This window comes from Flavobacterium sp. ZE23DGlu08 (assembly GCF_030505335.1).
Taxonomy (GTDB): Bacteria; Bacteroidota; Bacteroidia; order Flavobacteriales; family Flavobacteriaceae; genus Flavobacterium; species Flavobacterium algoritolerans.
Genome location: NZ_CP130045.1, coordinates 2668250 through 2682628 on the forward strand (window position 1 = coordinate 2668250; position 14379 = coordinate 2682628).

At 33.2% G+C, this 14379-nt stretch carries 18 protein-coding genes; 7 read left to right on the forward strand and 11 right to left on the reverse strand.

What is annotated here, in order from left to right; translation table 11 throughout:
* Window positions 1–72: 72 nt before the first annotated feature.
* The gene (locus Q1W72_RS11665) at window positions 73–1107 is read left to right on the forward strand and encodes a DUF6371 domain-containing protein (protein ID WP_302135399.1); all 1035 of its coding nucleotides are present in this window, start codon (window positions 73–75) and stop codon (window positions 1105–1107) included.
* Between the two features lie 12 nt (window positions 1108–1119).
* Here Q1W72_RS11665 and Q1W72_RS11670 read toward each other — a convergent pair whose 3' ends face one another.
* Window positions 1120–1353: a helix-turn-helix domain-containing protein gene (locus Q1W72_RS11670; protein WP_302135400.1), complete on the reverse strand. Its 234-nt coding sequence runs from the start codon at window positions 1351–1353 to the stop codon at window positions 1120–1122.
* Window positions 1354–1439: 86 nt separating this feature from the next.
* Here Q1W72_RS11670 and Q1W72_RS11675 point away from each other — a divergent pair, with 86 nt between their 5' ends.
* From Q1W72_RS11675 to Q1W72_RS11700, 6 genes are all read left to right on the forward strand, one after another.
* Window positions 1440–1922, forward strand: coding sequence for a hypothetical protein (locus Q1W72_RS11675; RefSeq protein WP_302135402.1), 483 nt, complete (start codon window positions 1440–1442; stop codon window positions 1920–1922).
* A 55-nt stretch (window positions 1923–1977) separates the two neighbouring features.
* On the forward strand, window positions 1978–2757 hold the full coding sequence (locus Q1W72_RS11680) for a hypothetical protein (RefSeq protein WP_302135404.1): 780 nt from the start codon (window positions 1978–1980) through the stop codon (window positions 2755–2757).
* Between the two features lie 160 nt (window positions 2758–2917).
* Entirely contained in the window at window positions 2918–3262 is a 345-nt protein-coding gene (locus tag Q1W72_RS11685; RefSeq protein WP_229942970.1) for a hypothetical protein, read from the forward strand.
* Window positions 3263–3266: 4 nt separating this feature from the next.
* Window positions 3267–3518, forward strand: coding sequence for a hypothetical protein (locus tag Q1W72_RS11690; protein WP_229942971.1), 252 nt, complete (start codon window positions 3267–3269; stop codon window positions 3516–3518).
* A gap of 188 nt (window positions 3519–3706) precedes the next feature.
* The gene (locus tag Q1W72_RS11695) at window positions 3707–4021 is read left to right on the forward strand and encodes a hypothetical protein (RefSeq protein ID WP_302135407.1); all 315 of its coding nucleotides are present in this window, start codon (window positions 3707–3709) and stop codon (window positions 4019–4021) included.
* A 184-nt stretch (window positions 4022–4205) separates the two neighbouring features.
* Window positions 4206–4997, forward strand: coding sequence for an SDR family oxidoreductase (locus Q1W72_RS11700; RefSeq protein WP_121342752.1), 792 nt, complete (start codon window positions 4206–4208; stop codon window positions 4995–4997).
* A gap of 99 nt (window positions 4998–5096) precedes the next feature.
* Here Q1W72_RS11700 and Q1W72_RS11705 read toward each other — a convergent pair whose 3' ends face one another.
* The 10 genes from Q1W72_RS11705 to Q1W72_RS11750 form a co-directional block, all read right to left on the reverse strand.
* Entirely contained in the window at window positions 5097–5333 is a 237-nt protein-coding gene (locus Q1W72_RS11705) for a hypothetical protein (RefSeq protein WP_121342751.1), read from the reverse strand.
* 126 nt (window positions 5334–5459) lie between these two features.
* Window positions 5460–6200, reverse strand: a complete 741-nt coding sequence (locus tag Q1W72_RS11710) for a DUF2490 domain-containing protein (RefSeq protein ID WP_302135411.1) — start codon at window positions 6198–6200, stop codon at window positions 5460–5462.
* Between the two features lie 124 nt (window positions 6201–6324).
* Window positions 6325–7509, reverse strand: a complete 1185-nt coding sequence (locus Q1W72_RS11715; protein ID WP_302135412.1) for a chromate transporter — start codon at window positions 7507–7509, stop codon at window positions 6325–6327.
* Window positions 7510–7705: 196 nt separating this feature from the next.
* On the reverse strand, window positions 7706–10249 hold the full coding sequence (locus tag Q1W72_RS11720; protein ID WP_302135413.1) for a TonB-dependent receptor: 2544 nt from the start codon (window positions 10247–10249) through the stop codon (window positions 7706–7708).
* A gap of 245 nt (window positions 10250–10494) precedes the next feature.
* Window positions 10495–10908 carry an Rrf2 family transcriptional regulator gene (locus Q1W72_RS11725; RefSeq protein WP_282714718.1) on the reverse strand — a complete coding sequence of 138 codons (414 nt, stop codon included), beginning with the start codon at window positions 10906–10908 and terminating at the stop codon, window positions 10495–10497.
* 69 nt (window positions 10909–10977) lie between these two features.
* Window positions 10978–11793, reverse strand: a complete 816-nt coding sequence (locus Q1W72_RS11730) for a YgcG family protein (protein ID WP_302135416.1) — start codon at window positions 11791–11793, stop codon at window positions 10978–10980.
* Window positions 11793–12230 (reverse strand): TPM domain-containing protein, encoded by a 438-nt coding sequence (locus tag Q1W72_RS11735; RefSeq protein WP_099714489.1) that lies wholly within the window; start codon window positions 12228–12230, stop codon window positions 11793–11795. The genes Q1W72_RS11730 and Q1W72_RS11735 overlap by 1 nt, the downstream gene beginning before the upstream one ends.
* Before the next feature lie 83 nt (window positions 12231–12313).
* Window positions 12314–12901: a LemA family protein gene (locus Q1W72_RS11740; protein WP_099714490.1), complete on the reverse strand. Its 588-nt coding sequence runs from the start codon at window positions 12899–12901 to the stop codon at window positions 12314–12316.
* Between the two features lie 66 nt (window positions 12902–12967).
* Window positions 12968–13300, reverse strand: a complete 333-nt coding sequence (locus tag Q1W72_RS11745; RefSeq protein WP_099714491.1) for a MerR family transcriptional regulator — start codon at window positions 13298–13300, stop codon at window positions 12968–12970.
* Window positions 13301–13374: 74 nt separating this feature from the next.
* Window positions 13375–14352 carry a M23 family metallopeptidase gene (locus tag Q1W72_RS11750; RefSeq protein ID WP_099714492.1) on the reverse strand — a complete coding sequence of 326 codons (978 nt, stop codon included), beginning with the start codon at window positions 14350–14352 and terminating at the stop codon, window positions 13375–13377.
* Window positions 14353–14379 lie beyond the last annotated feature (27 nt).

Here is a 14379-nt window from a genome sequence, read left to right on the forward strand (position 1 = left end):
TATCGGCATTATCAACATTTTAAAAGTGCTTAAAGTGTTGAAAGTGCAAAATGCAAAACAGTATTTGAATCTATGAAACAGTATAAATACACTCTCGATAAAAGCAGTAAAAAGTTTCTTTGTCCGAAATGCAATAAAAAAACCTTTGTCAAATTTATTGAAACAGAAACCAATATTTATTTAAGTGATGAGTTTGGACGTTGTGACCGTGAAAGCAATTGCGGTTATTATCGAAAACCTGAAACGGAATTTCAAAACACTTATGAAGTGGTTAATGTTCCAAAGTCAAAACCGAGTTTTCACAATCTTGAATTGGTAGAGAAAACCGTTTTAGGAAGTTATCAAAATAATTTTATTGAGTTCCTGAAAACTTTGTTTAATCCTGATGAGGTTGAAAAAGCAATTCAAAAGTACTTAATAGGAACGTGGAAAAGTTGGAAAGGAACGACAGTGTTTTGGCAAATTGACCAACTAGAAAAAGTGCATCACGGCAAAGTTATGATGTACGAACAAATAACAGGAAAGAGAGCCAAAAACAAAGATGGTAACGGAATTTTTAGCACAGTACGAAGTCTTTTAAAATTAGAGGACTTTGTTTTGAATCAGTGCTTATTTGGGCTTCATTTAATTGATGAAAATACAAAAGAAGTCGCATTGGTGGAAGCAGAAAAAACAGCCATTATAATGAGTGTTTTTAAACCTGAATATGTTTGGCTATCGACTGGAAGTAAAAGCGGTTTTAAGTATGAATTTCTAAAACCTATTAAGAAATTTAAAATAGTTGCATTCCCTGATAAATCGGAATATTTCGACTGGAGTGACAAAGCGATAGAATTAAACGGATTTGGTTTTAAAATTTCAGTAAGTGACTGGCTCGAAAACACAGACTATCCAAACGGAACAGATTTAGCGGATGTTTATATTAATGAATTAAAAAAGCAAGTTCCATCGATTGACTGGCAACCAATGGGAGAACCCGAATTTTCAAAAGGCAGTTTGGAAGTTTATAAAATAGTACAAGAGCGTAAAGCTAAAAAAACAGAATTGACTAAAGAGGAATCATACAAAGCAATTCAATATTTTATTGAAAATAATGGCACATTTTAAGTTTAAAGCCAACTATTGTTTTACTACAACGTCTAATAATTCCTTTGGCTCAATATCTAAAGCATTGGCGATGTTTATTATCGTTCCTAAGGTTGTGTTAATCTCTCCTCTTTCTATTCTGCCTATTTGTCTCTTGGACATACCACAGTCGTTAGCTAAATCTTGTTGAGACATATTTTTTTTCTCACGCAATTGTCTTATGTGAACACCAAAATTTGTAATAAAAATGTCTTTTGAAATATCCATATTCAAAAGTCCCTAGATTTATTTTTTGTTTGAGGACTTCTATGTCCTCGATTTGGTTATATTTGAAAATAATAATTAAAGAAAGAATGGAAAAAATAATATTATTTGCGGTGCTATTTTTTAGTACAATAGGGTTTTCTCAAAACAAAAATTTTATAATTGAAGACAAATTAATTATATGGAAATTGGTGTATGAAGATTCAACAAGTATTTCTGAATTAAAAAGCAATCCACGTTTAGAATTTATTACAGATTCAACAGGGTATATTAAAAAAACTAATTTCAATGATAAAAAGGTTAAACAACTGATTGCGGAATTTAAAATTGAATCTAAAAAAGGAAAATACCGTGTTTCAATTTTTAATGTTAAATTCTTTGTTGAGCCAATTGGAATTAATTCGGGAATGTTTAGCACTCAAACAATTTCAGAACACACAATTGAAGAATCTTTAATAAAAAAGAATGGCACAATTAGAGAGTCATATCTTGGGTACAATTTAACCGAAACATTGAACCCACATTTTGTAGAATTATTTACGATTAAGAAATTAATTAAATCAGAATGGTAAAATAAAAAGTGAATTCTAACGAAAATGCACCCCTCCATTTAAAACTAAAATCTCTATGAAAATTTTAAAATGGCTTTTTGACAATAAAAATGAGGACGTTAAAGAATTTGAAAGTCAAGAAAATAATGATTTCAAAATTACAAAAGCCGAAATTGAACCTGAAGCAATATGCCCCTATTGTAAAGCTACATTGAAAAAATTTCCAATCAGAAAAACAAAATGTCCTAATTGTAAAAAATCGATTTTCGTTAGGAGATTAAATGAGTCGAAACTTAAAGATCTTCTAACTGAAGAACAAGCACAAGAAATTGACATCGAAAGAGAAAAGGAATATTCAAAGTATAGAGGATTCCTTGATTTAGAAAAATTCGGTGTTACAAAAGATGAATTTATAAAACGAAAAGAGGAGCATTATTTGAAGCATGGAATTGAAAACAATAACAATGATGTTGTTTGGTCTCTTTTTAATGAATTACTAATTAAGAATGCGAATGATGTTGATAAATTAAGAATGATTTATTATACAATGGCTGTCCTACTTCAGCAAGAAGGTAAAGATAATTTCAATTTATTACAACTAAGCGCAAAAGCTACATTAGACAGTCTTCAATTAAGAAATCAATCGAGTAATTTAGTTTTTAATTTTACAATTATGGGTTGCGGAAATTCGTGTGAGAATTGTAAAAAACTAAATGAGAAAATTTTAACTATGGAAGAAGCATATTTATTGCCAGTGCCTTGTAGTGAATGCACTCATTCAATTGGTTTTTGTAGATGTACTTACGGTTCTTTGCCTATTCGAGATGAAGAAGGAATGCTAATATTTAAGAAATGAATTTTTATTTAAATATCATTAAAAGTGGGTATTGTGACAGTCTTACAAATACTATTCCTTTATGAAAGTACTAAAAAATTATCTACAATAAGGAAAACCGTAAAGTATTGTTGAATTTATAGGTTATCATTACTGGATTAATTATTTAAACAAATGAGAAATGAAAAAAATATTAACTCTATTAACATTGTCGGTTGTTTTGTTTTCGTGTAAGAATTCAGATAACAAAAATCAATCTAATGAAATTGTAAAAACTGAAACTAAAATTGACTCCAGTAAAATTATGAAACAAGAAGCTATAAGACTGCTAAATGAAGCAGATGGTTGGGTAAAAAAAGGAGTGCTGAAAGAAATAGCCACTTCAAAAGTTAATGAGAATATTAATCCGTTAATGAAGAAATTTGAAGTAATACTTTCTAAGTTGGATAAAAAAGATTCGTTAGCCGTGCAAGAATATAGAATTAAGCAGATTAATAAAATGATTGATTTACAAATGCAACAATAAAGAAATGAAAAATATAATATTAATAATCTTATTTTATATTTTATTAACTTCATGCACAAAGGATGAAGTTCAAGAAGAACCAATTCCAAAAGCTATTTGCTATAGAATAACATCTGTGGGTGTAGATTCGAGAGGTAATTTTATTACAATAGAAATAAACTCACATATTGAGAGATATAAAGTTCAAAATTATATGGACTATTATCAAAAACGTCAAATTTGTGATTTAGCAAATCTAACAAAAGAACCAATGTAGAGAATATAAAATTGAAGATAAACAAGAAGTATTGACTATAGTAATAAAGAAAGGCGAACCATAATGGAACGCCTTTTATTTTTAAGATAATTTAGCATTCGCTTTATGACAACCGCTACAAGTATAATTATTAGCTATGAATAATATTTATTATATTTGTTTTATCTATAATAGACAATAATAGACCAATGGCAACAGGAGCAAAAACAGGCGGACGAACTAAAGGAACTGTAAACAAGACAACTTCAGAATTAAGAGAGAAATTTTCTTTGTTGTTGGGAAACAATTTTGATAAACTTCAAAGTGATATTGATTTACTCGAACCTAAAGACAGGATTAAGACTATTTTAGAACTTGCAAAGTTTGTTGTTCCTACATTAAGAGCGATAGAATTAAGTACAGAAAATGAAAATGGGATAAATCCAGTAGTTATAAATTTAGGTAACGGCATAAGTCCTGAAGAAATACGGCACATTCAAGCTGAACTGGAAAAGAAGTATTAAATGATAATTAAGACAAGACTTTTGTAAATATTTGTACCTTATTTGTACCGTTTGTTTTTAACTTATTGATTAGTAGATGTAAATATTTATATCAGAGAGAAATAGTTTTTATTTCTAAATTAAAATAGAAAGTTTATTGAGTTTGCAAAAGCTCGATAAACTTTTTTTATTTTTATGAAAAAATATGAATGCAATAAATGGCAAAGTAGTTTGGATTACAGGCGCTTCAAGCGGAATAGGAGAGGCTTTAGCGTATGAATTAGCTGGTAAAAATTGCAAATTAATTCTTTCGGCTAGAAATAGTGATGCTTTAGAAACGGTAAAATCTAAATGTTCAAACACAGAAGTCGCCATTTTACCTTTTGATTTGGTTGATTTTGACAACGCCAAAAATCATGCAGAAAAAGCCATTGCCGCCTTTGGAAAAGTGGATCTGCTTATCAATAATGGCGGTGTTAGCCAGCGCTCGCTGATTGTAGAAACCGATTTTGAAGTAGATAAAAAACTCATCGAAACAGATTATCTCGGGACGGTTGCCTTAACAAAAGCATTATTACCTCATTTTATCAAGAATAAGAAAGGCCATTTTGTAACCATTACCAGTTTGATGGGGAAATTTGGTTCGCCATATCGTTCAGGATATTGTGGTGCAAAACATGCTTTACATGGTTTTTTTGATGTTTTGAGAATGGAACATCAAAAAGACAATATCAGTGTGACACTCGTCTGCCCTGGATTTATTCAAACTAATGTAGCTAAAAATGCCTTGACTGCAGACGGATCAAAACAAAATATAGATGATGAAGCAACTCAAAACGGAATGCCAACAAGTGTTTTTGCCAAAAAATTTGTGAAAGCAGTTGAGTCAGATAAATTTGAAGTTTATATTGGTGGCAAAGAAACGCTGGGGGTTTATATGAAACGATTTTTCCCAAAGTGGTTGCATTATTTTGTTTTAAAAAGCAAAGTAAGATAAATTTCAATATTGTCTAATGAAAATTTAAATCAGAAATTGATAAGAATAAAAAATCCCGAGCAATCGGGATTTTTGTTATTTAATAAAATTATAATATTCCTAATTTTCATCTTCTTCCAAAGTTTCCATTGGATGATCACCGTACCAATCTTTAAATGTTTTTGTGGTTGTATAATCATCATGTAGTACGGTATAAACCATAAACAAGATTAATGGTATGCCAACGCAATATAAGGTCATTATTACCGGCAAAGCTACGTTAGTTTGACATAAACCGGCAAATACAAAAACATAAATGGTAGTAAACCAAACGAGTTTAATTGCAAAATTTTTCATGGCTATATCTTTTTATTAAAGTTACGCCGGAAATTCAAAATATTTAGTTAATGTATTGGTAATCAATGTTTAAAATTAAAATAAATCATTGATTATTCATGGTAGTGAAAGGTCATAAATACTATTCTAAACCTTTTTTTGGAGTTTTATTTTATGAAAAATACTGAATCGGATAATATCTCTATTGAAATAATCAATTCCATTGGTTCGGCGTTGAAAACTGTTTAGATAACCCAACTCTAATGCAATGTTTTTGTTTATGCCATATTGTAGCGCAGCATAAATCCTATTTTGATCAAAAGTGTTTTTAATAATAGTTTTTCCCGCATTGAACATTATTTCATCTGAAAGAATAGTTTTTAAAAATTGATTCTCTTTTTTCCAAAAAATGTAATCGGCTTGAAGTCTGTATCTGAATCTCCATGTAAATGTAGAGCCGGGTAACAATGATTCTTTATTGGCATTATGAATGAATCGTTCTTCTGCTTGAAATCGTTGCAGCAATGTTACTTTATTAACGTTTAGCTTCCAAGTAAGATCTTGTTGTCCTCTGTATTCCGGTATTTTAAAATCATAGGAAACTTCAGGTTCTTGTGTAGCAACAGAGAAATGGGCAAAGCCAATTCCTGCTTCTAAATGTTCGTTGATTTTATAGCGGCCTTGAATTCGTATGACATATAAATTCTCTTTTACTGGTTTTAAAAAGACTCTATTGTCAAACTCGGTATGCAAAGACCATTTTTCATTTAATACCAATTGATTGTTGTATCGTGTCCAAAGAATGCTTTGATGATCTATGTTTTTCTCTGTTTGCGCTTGACAGAGAACTGTTACAAATAAAAAGAAAATGATTCTAATGGTTTTCACGGAGTTTTATTTCAATTTTGGCAAATTTACAAAAACTCTATTAATTCTATGGGTTGTATTTTTTTTTTAAAAGGACTTCAATTAAATATTTTAATTTGTCAAAATTTACATCGTTTATTTAGAACTATGTGTCTATTAGTTTCAGTAAAACACCTAAGAGTGCAGCAATACCAATAATATGTGGTTCTTGTATTTTTTTAGTGTAAATGAGAGTTAATATTGCTCCTATAGCAATCAGTATTGTGGGAAAATCTATAATTGAACGAGAGGCAATGACAATTACCGCTCCTACTAAAGCTCCTATCACCGCAGCGGTAATTCCATCTACAAAGGCTCTGATGCTTTGGTTTTTGGCAATTTTTTTGAAATAAGGAGCAGGAATCACAGTAAAAAGATAACAAGGCAGGAAAGTCGCTAACGCAGCAACAACAGCTCCTTTATAGCCGGCAACCAAAAAGCCAATAAAACCAACTGTAATGACAACTGGTCCAGGAGTGATCATAGCTACGGCTACGGCATCAACAAATTGATTCTCCGTTAACCATCCATATTCATTGACAACTCCACTATGTAAAAATGGAACAATTGCCAGCCCGCTTCCAAAAACAAATGCTCCGGCTTTTGTAAAGAACCAGGCCAAATCACCTAATTTTCCAAGTTCTATAGTAGAGAATCCAGCAGAACCTATTAAAAAATAAGAAGTTGTTTTAGGTCGTTTGATCCATTCCGGCGGAGCTTTGACAACCATGTATAAAAAACCTAAAGCGATGAATAAGAGCACCTCTTCTTTTTGAGTTACAGCCGTTAGTATAGCACAACTGATATAAAAAAACCAAAGTAGCCAGTTTTTTTTAATCCCTGAAATTTCAAATTTACTAATCGATTTGATGGTAAGTTTGTAGGAACTCATTACGATGATTCCAATTACGGCAGCACTTACTCCGTAAAATATGGCTTGCATCCAAGGTAAACTTCCATAGGCTTGATAAGCTATTCCTATCAATATAACCATGATGAAGGAGGGAAGAACAAATGCAAATCCTGAAACAGTTGCGCCCAAAATACCATAGTGAACATATCCAATATAAATGCCTAATTGAGCAGCCAAGGGACCGGGAGCTAATTGAGAAAGAGCCAGTCCTTCTTTAAAATCAGATTCGCTAATCCATTTTCGAGTTTCAACTAAATCATTTTGCATATAACTGACCAAAGCGACTGGACCTCCAAAACCAGTTGTCCCCAGTTTAAGAAAATATTTTATTAAATCCAGTAAAGTATAATTTGGAGTTGTTATTTCTGGCTGAGACATATATTTTAATTAAATGGTTCAGGATGTTAAATGCGATTCTAAATTGGAATTATAGAGTCATGGAAGTTGGTCTCTGATTTCCAAATCGGAAGTTAGTTTTAAATCTATTTAAACTTTAGTTTGAATTAAAAACACCGCAGTCGTTATAAAACGAATTGCGGTATTTTTGTATTTATAATTTAAAAGTTTGGAACTACTATAATGAATATTTCAATGTAACTCCATACGTTCTTTGATCGCCTAATACACCTGCATATTGTCCTGAATTCCCACCGGCAGGCAATAGTTGTTCGTAATAATCTTTATCTAAAAGGTTACGTCCCCAGAATTGTACAGACAAACCATCTGTTGCACGGAAACCTAAACGAGCATTAAATAGGGCATAACCCTGAACTACTAAATATTTTGAAGCAGAAGGACTTGAAGAGAATTCAGAACGTGCATAAGAATCAATTCCAAGGAATATTTTTCCTGCATTTCCAAAGAATTTTGCTTTATCTGAAAGTTCTCCTCCTAAAGATCCTGCCCATTTCGAAGCACCCGGTAAAGTAGTTCCGGAAACATCTTTAAAGGATACTGCCGCTCCTGTTTCTTCTAATGGAAGAGGTGCATTTGTAAATTTAACATATTTACCGTCTGTATAGGTTGCTGCTCCATTGATGGTTAAATGTTTGCTGATTACAAAACTCGCATCCAGTTCTACCCCTTTTACCTGTACTTTATCTGCATTGGCAAGATAGCCACGGTTTACACCTAATTCTGCTGCCTGTACATTGGTTTGAAAATCTTTGATATCAGTATTAAAGAAGGTTAAATTGAATATTGAGTTTTTAAACGGTGATGTTTTTACTCCAATTTCATAATGATTTACTTCTTCAGGTTTAATTACGGCAAGTTCAAGAATTGGCTGTCCGGCAAGCGTAGGTAATCCAGCTACGTTTACTCCAACAGGTTTGTAGCTTTTTGCAAAGGTTGCATACGCATTAATCTTGTCAGTAGCTTTAAAAGAAACGGTTATGTTTCCAGAAAAGTCAGTGTTATCAGTGTTAGATGAAAATGATTGATCTGTATAAACTAATTTTTTCAAAGCAATTAAAGCTGGGTCACTCGTTTGAAGCCCTCCGTATGTTGTACGGTTATAATCAGCATCTTTTTTGTCAAAATTATGGCGTAAACCCGGTAATACGTGTAAACGTTCTGTTATAGCCCAGTCCAATTGACCAAATACTGCTGCACTGGAAGCTCTAATACGGGCATCGGTTTTGATACCGTAACCTTCAAATAGATTTGGTGTTTTCCATAAATTACTGGTGGTACTTTGTGCAAATCTCCATTGTGCATTACCGGATTCTTCTGTACCATCTGTTTGTGATGTCTGGTCAATAAAAAAGACACCTACAACACCACTTAATTTAGAGGTAAGCTGACCTGCATAACGTACTTCTTGTGTTATTTGTGTTTGTCTGGTTGGGTTTTGCGATTTTGCTAACACTTGTAATCCTGTAAAATCCCTATCGTTTGATGGATCCCAATTCCAAAAACGCCAAGCGGTAGTTGCCGTAAGTGTTCCGTTTCCAATTTTTGTATCAACATTAAGAGATATACCTCCCATATCTTGTCCGGAACGCCATGGAGTATCGTGGTCAATTTTACGATCAAACGCATTCAAACTCGGAAGCTGGTAATTCAAATCAGCAATAATGGCATCAAATTGACGGTAAGCTGCTCTTTGTGTGGGTGCTACACCAGCAACTACCTGAGCATATCCATCTGGACGTTGCGTGGTAATATCTGCAGCTATTATAATATTGGTTCTTTCAGAAGGTGTATAAAGTAATTGTCCTCTTATTCCTTGATTATTGAGGGAATTTGTAGGTCTTCCTGTTGCGACATTATCAATTAGGCCATCACGTTGCGTACCGGAAAAAGAGATACGACCTGCAATTTTTTTAGCTAATGCTCCTGTAACAGATGCTTTGGCTTGTAGGAATGCATAATTTCCATAGCTCACTTCAAAGTCAGCACCTGAAGTAAAACTCGGTTTGCGAGTAGTGATGTTAAAGGCTCCTGAAGTTGTGTTTTTACCAAATAATGATCCTTGTGGGCCTCGCAATACCTCAATTTGTTCGATATCGATAAAATCTAGAGTGGTTGCCGCTGGACGGGCATAATAAACACCATCAACATAGAAACCAACACCTGGATCAATTCCATCATTTGTAAGTCCAAAAGGAGAGCCTAGACTTCGAATATTAATACCTGTATTTCTTGGGTTTGAAGAATATAATTGAACTGATGGAACAAGTTCTTTTATACGATTAACGTTAAAAGCTCCGGTTTGTTCTGCTTGTTTTCCTGTTATTACTGATATTGCGATTGGCACATCTTGTACTTTTTCTATTCGGCGTCTTGAGGAAACTACCACCTCTACCAAAGCATTTTCTTCAATAAGCGTTATTTGCAATGAAGGTATTGCTAAAGAAGTAATTTCTATTTCTGCAGTTTTGTATCCTACATTTTGAACTAAAAGAGTTAAAGGGAGTTTTCCTTTTGTGTCTATTATAAATTTTCCGCTAGAATCAGAAATTGTGTTAGAAGTTGTTCCTTTTATAACAATATTTGTTGCTTCTAACGGAATGTTTTGGTTTGTTGTAACTAAACCTTCAATGTTTTGTGCAAATGATATTGAGAAAGTTAAAACGGATAATAGAGTAAGTATATTTTTTATAGAATTTTTCATTTATATTAAGTATATGTAATTAGTAGAATTTAATTTAAATTTTTTTAAACTAACACATACACATCATTTGAGAGCTCTTTTTTTCAATTACAATTAGTTGATTTTTTCCGGGTTGCTTATTCAATAAAGCAAACTTACTTTGGTACGTTTTCATACGTTTAAATTTGGATTGTTAATTATGTATTAAATCTGGGGCAAATATATGATTAATTCTATAAAATTAGTAGAGTTTAAAAAATATTTTTTTATTTTTTTACTAATGAAGCAATAGTGATGCCTTCCATTGCCTTTAAAGTTTCTTCTCTAATGGTAATCAATCCGTGTCGTAATAGGCATTCCGATTCATCGATGCAATCAGAACAGCGTTCATAAAAATTTAATGATGCACAAGGAAGTAAAGCAATTGCACCATCAAAAAGCCTATGAATATCGGCTAAAGTAATGTCGTTTTTAGATTTTAGAAGATAATAACCGCCAAATTTACCTTGTTTACTTCCTACGAAATGTCCGCGTTTTAAATCCAATAAAATCTGTTCCAAAAACTTTTTTGGAATAGAGGCTGCCTCAGCAATTTCGATAGTTCGAGAAACATGGGTTTCTTCTTGTTGCGCTAAATATAAGAGGGCTTTTAGCGCGTATTTGGCTTTATGTGAAAGCATTTTACTGTAATTGATTTATGTTTTTTTGAATTTCGGATGTAATTATTTTTTAAAGATAGGGAATGAATATTACCAATCTCCGCCAGATCCACCGCCAGAGAAACCTCCGCCACCAAATCCTCCGCCGAAACCGCCTCCGCCAAATCCACCACCAGATGAACCTCCACCGAAACCACCTCCGCCACTGTTTCTTCCAAGACTGCTTAGAATAATGACATCCAATAAACTTGGGCCAATACCGCCGCCTCTGTTACCGGAATTTCCGCCACCACCTTTGTTTCGGGATATCAATACCAGTATAATGATGACAATAACGATTAAGGGTAAAATGGGGAATCCTTTATCTTTGGTTGTTTTTTTTACTCGCTCTCCTTTGTATTTTCCTTTGAAAACATCAAATAAAGCATCCGTTCCTTTATCAAGTCCTTTGTAATAACTTCCCGCTTTAAATTCTGGAATAATAATGTTTCGTGTAATTTCTCCACCAATACCGGCAGTCAATCGATCTTCAAGACCATATCCTGGTGAAATCCATATTTTTCTTTCGGCTTTTGCCAATAAAATAAGTACACCATTATCGTTTTTTGCAGTTCCACCAATTCCCCAAGCATGTCCCCATTTTGGAGTAAGGATACCAATATCTTCTCCTTTGAGGCTTTCTATGGTAATCACTACAATTTGAGTAGTAGTAGAATCTGAATATTTAATTAGTTTTTCTTCTAATTGTGCTTTTTCTGTTGCGCTTAGAACATTAGCATAATCATAAACAGAAGTTTGTAAAGTTGGTTTTTCAGGAATGGTAAATTGCGCAAAGCCAATTTGTGTGAATAGCAAACATACAAACAGCTTTAGGAAAATTAGGGTACTCTTTTTTTGTAATAGCATTATCCTCTAGATATTTCGTTTGATAATTCATTTGTATCGCCTTCTTGCCAAGGGAAATATTTTTGCAATTGTTCGCCTGCTCTGGCAATTCCATCAACAAGACCTTGCTTGAAATCCCCTTTTTTGAACTCAGCCACCATAATATCGCGGGTACAATTCCAAAAATCATCTTGTACGACATCATTAATACCTTTGTCACCACAAATTACAAAATGTCTGTCTTCTACCGCTAAGTAAATCAAAACGCCATTTTGGAGCTCAGTTTCATCCATTTTCAGTTCATGAAAAACTTCCAAGGCGCGATCATACGCATCCAAGGAAGTTGTTTTTTCTATGTGAACTCTAATCTCGCCAGAAGTATTTTTTTCAGCCATACGAATAGCTTCAACAATTTCTTGTTCTTCTTCTTTGGTTAAAAAATCTTCTACTTTTGACATTGAAATATTTTAAAGGTTGTTTCTTGAATTTAAATTTGATTTATTTAGACTTCTAAAAATCTAGAAGTCTAAATAATCTAACTTTAGAATTTTACTTCAACTGGTTTATCAGCACCTTCAACTGCATTAAAGTATGCTTTCTCTTTGAATCCAAACAATCCTGCGAATAAGCTATTTGGGAATGTTTTAATATGAGAGTTGTATGGTTTAACAGCTTCGTTGAAACGCGTTCTCGCTGTTAGAATTTGATTTTCTGTACTGGCCAATTCGTCTTGTAATTTTAAGAAATTTTGGTTGGCTTTCAATTCAGGATATGCTTCAACAGTTACTAATAATCGAGACAACGAACTGCTCACACCGCTTTGTGCTTTGTTGAATTCAGCTAATTGTTCCGGAGTAATATTTGCTGGGTCAATTTTTACAGAAGTAGCTTTAGAACGCGCTTCGATAACTGCTGTCAACGTGCTTTTTTCAAAATCAGCGGCACCTTTTACAGTATTTACTAAATTTCCAATAAGGTCATTTCTCCTTTGATACGCTGTTTGCACATCACCCCAAGATTGTTCTACATTTTGGTTTAAAGTTACTGCGGTATTATTAATTCCTTTAACCCAGCTGTAAATTACAAAAATTACAACTGCTCCGATAATCCAAGGCAAAAATCTTTTCATGTTTATTTAATTTAAGTTTATTGTTTAATTGTTTAAAAATTCCAATCGATAAGTAGTCTTAAATGGCTACAATTCGTTTTTTATATTTGTTAATTGTGTGCGTATCGTTTCTAATTTTCGAATGATATCAAATTTATCCAACGTTTTTTTCTGTCCTTCTTTCAAATGGGTTTTGGCACCTTCCAGCGTAAAACCTCTTTCTTTGACCAAATGATAGATCAGTTGTAAATTAGTGATATCCTCCGGAGTAAACATTCGATTGCCTTTCGCATTCTTTTTTGGTTTCAGAATATCAAATTCATTGTCCCAAAAACGAATCAGCGATGCATTCACGTCAAATGCTTTGGCTACTTCGCCAATGCTGTAATATCTTTTATCTTTAGAAAGCTCAATATGCATGTTTCTTTTATTTGACTTTTAATTCTGCAACCTGTAGACTTTTTTCTCCTACACCTGATTACTTTTCAGGAGCATTAATCTAATGATTGATTCTCTTGATTTGCTAATTGTGCAATCACAACATATTCTACAGCCGAAATATTTCCGTAATAAAAATTAAGCGGATTCACCACTTTTTTATCCTTGTGAACCTCATAATGCAAGTGCGGTCCTTCGGATCTTCCCGTGCTTCCTACATAACCTATAATGTCGCCTCGTTTTACACGTTGTCCTGCTCTCGCTTTATATTTGCTCAGATGCGCGTATAAAGTTTCGTATCCAAATCCATGCCGAATAACAATATGATTTCCATATCCTGAGGCAGTATTGTCCGCTTTTGCTACAACTCCGTCGCCTGTGGCATAAATTGGAGAGCCTGTTTTAGCTGTAAAATCCATGCCTTCATGCATCTTCCTTGCTTTTGTAAAAGGATCCGTTCGGTATCCAAAACCAGATGCCATTTGCTTTAAATTTTCATTTCGTACTGGCTGAATGGCAGGAATAGCTGACAAAAAATCACTTTTGGCTTCTGCCAATTTCAAAATTGCATCCAATGATTTCGACTGAATCGCTAATTCCTTGCTAAGGACATCAATTCTTTTTGTGGTATTGATTACCAACTGGGAATTGTCATAACCTTCTAGTGTTTTATACCTGCTTATTCCCGGTAAACCCGCTTTTCGAATAGAATCCGGAATCGCTGATTTGTTGAAATACACACGATACAAATTATTATCTCGATTTTCAATAGCTTCAATAACGCCATTTACCTGATCCATTTTTTTGTTCAGCAGCGCATAATTCAATCTCAAATTTTCAATTTCACGCGCTTGCAAACGGTCTTTTGGTGTTTCAAAATAAGGAGTGTTCAATAAAACAATGAAACTCAAAAAACCAAACAATGCCGATGCCAATAAAAACAGAATAATAACACCAAGTTTTCTTCTTTTTCGTGTTTTTATTTTTCTATAGGCTAGATTTTCGGAATCGTAATAATATTTTACTTTCGACATATTTTAAAATACCCTATTTTTGCACAC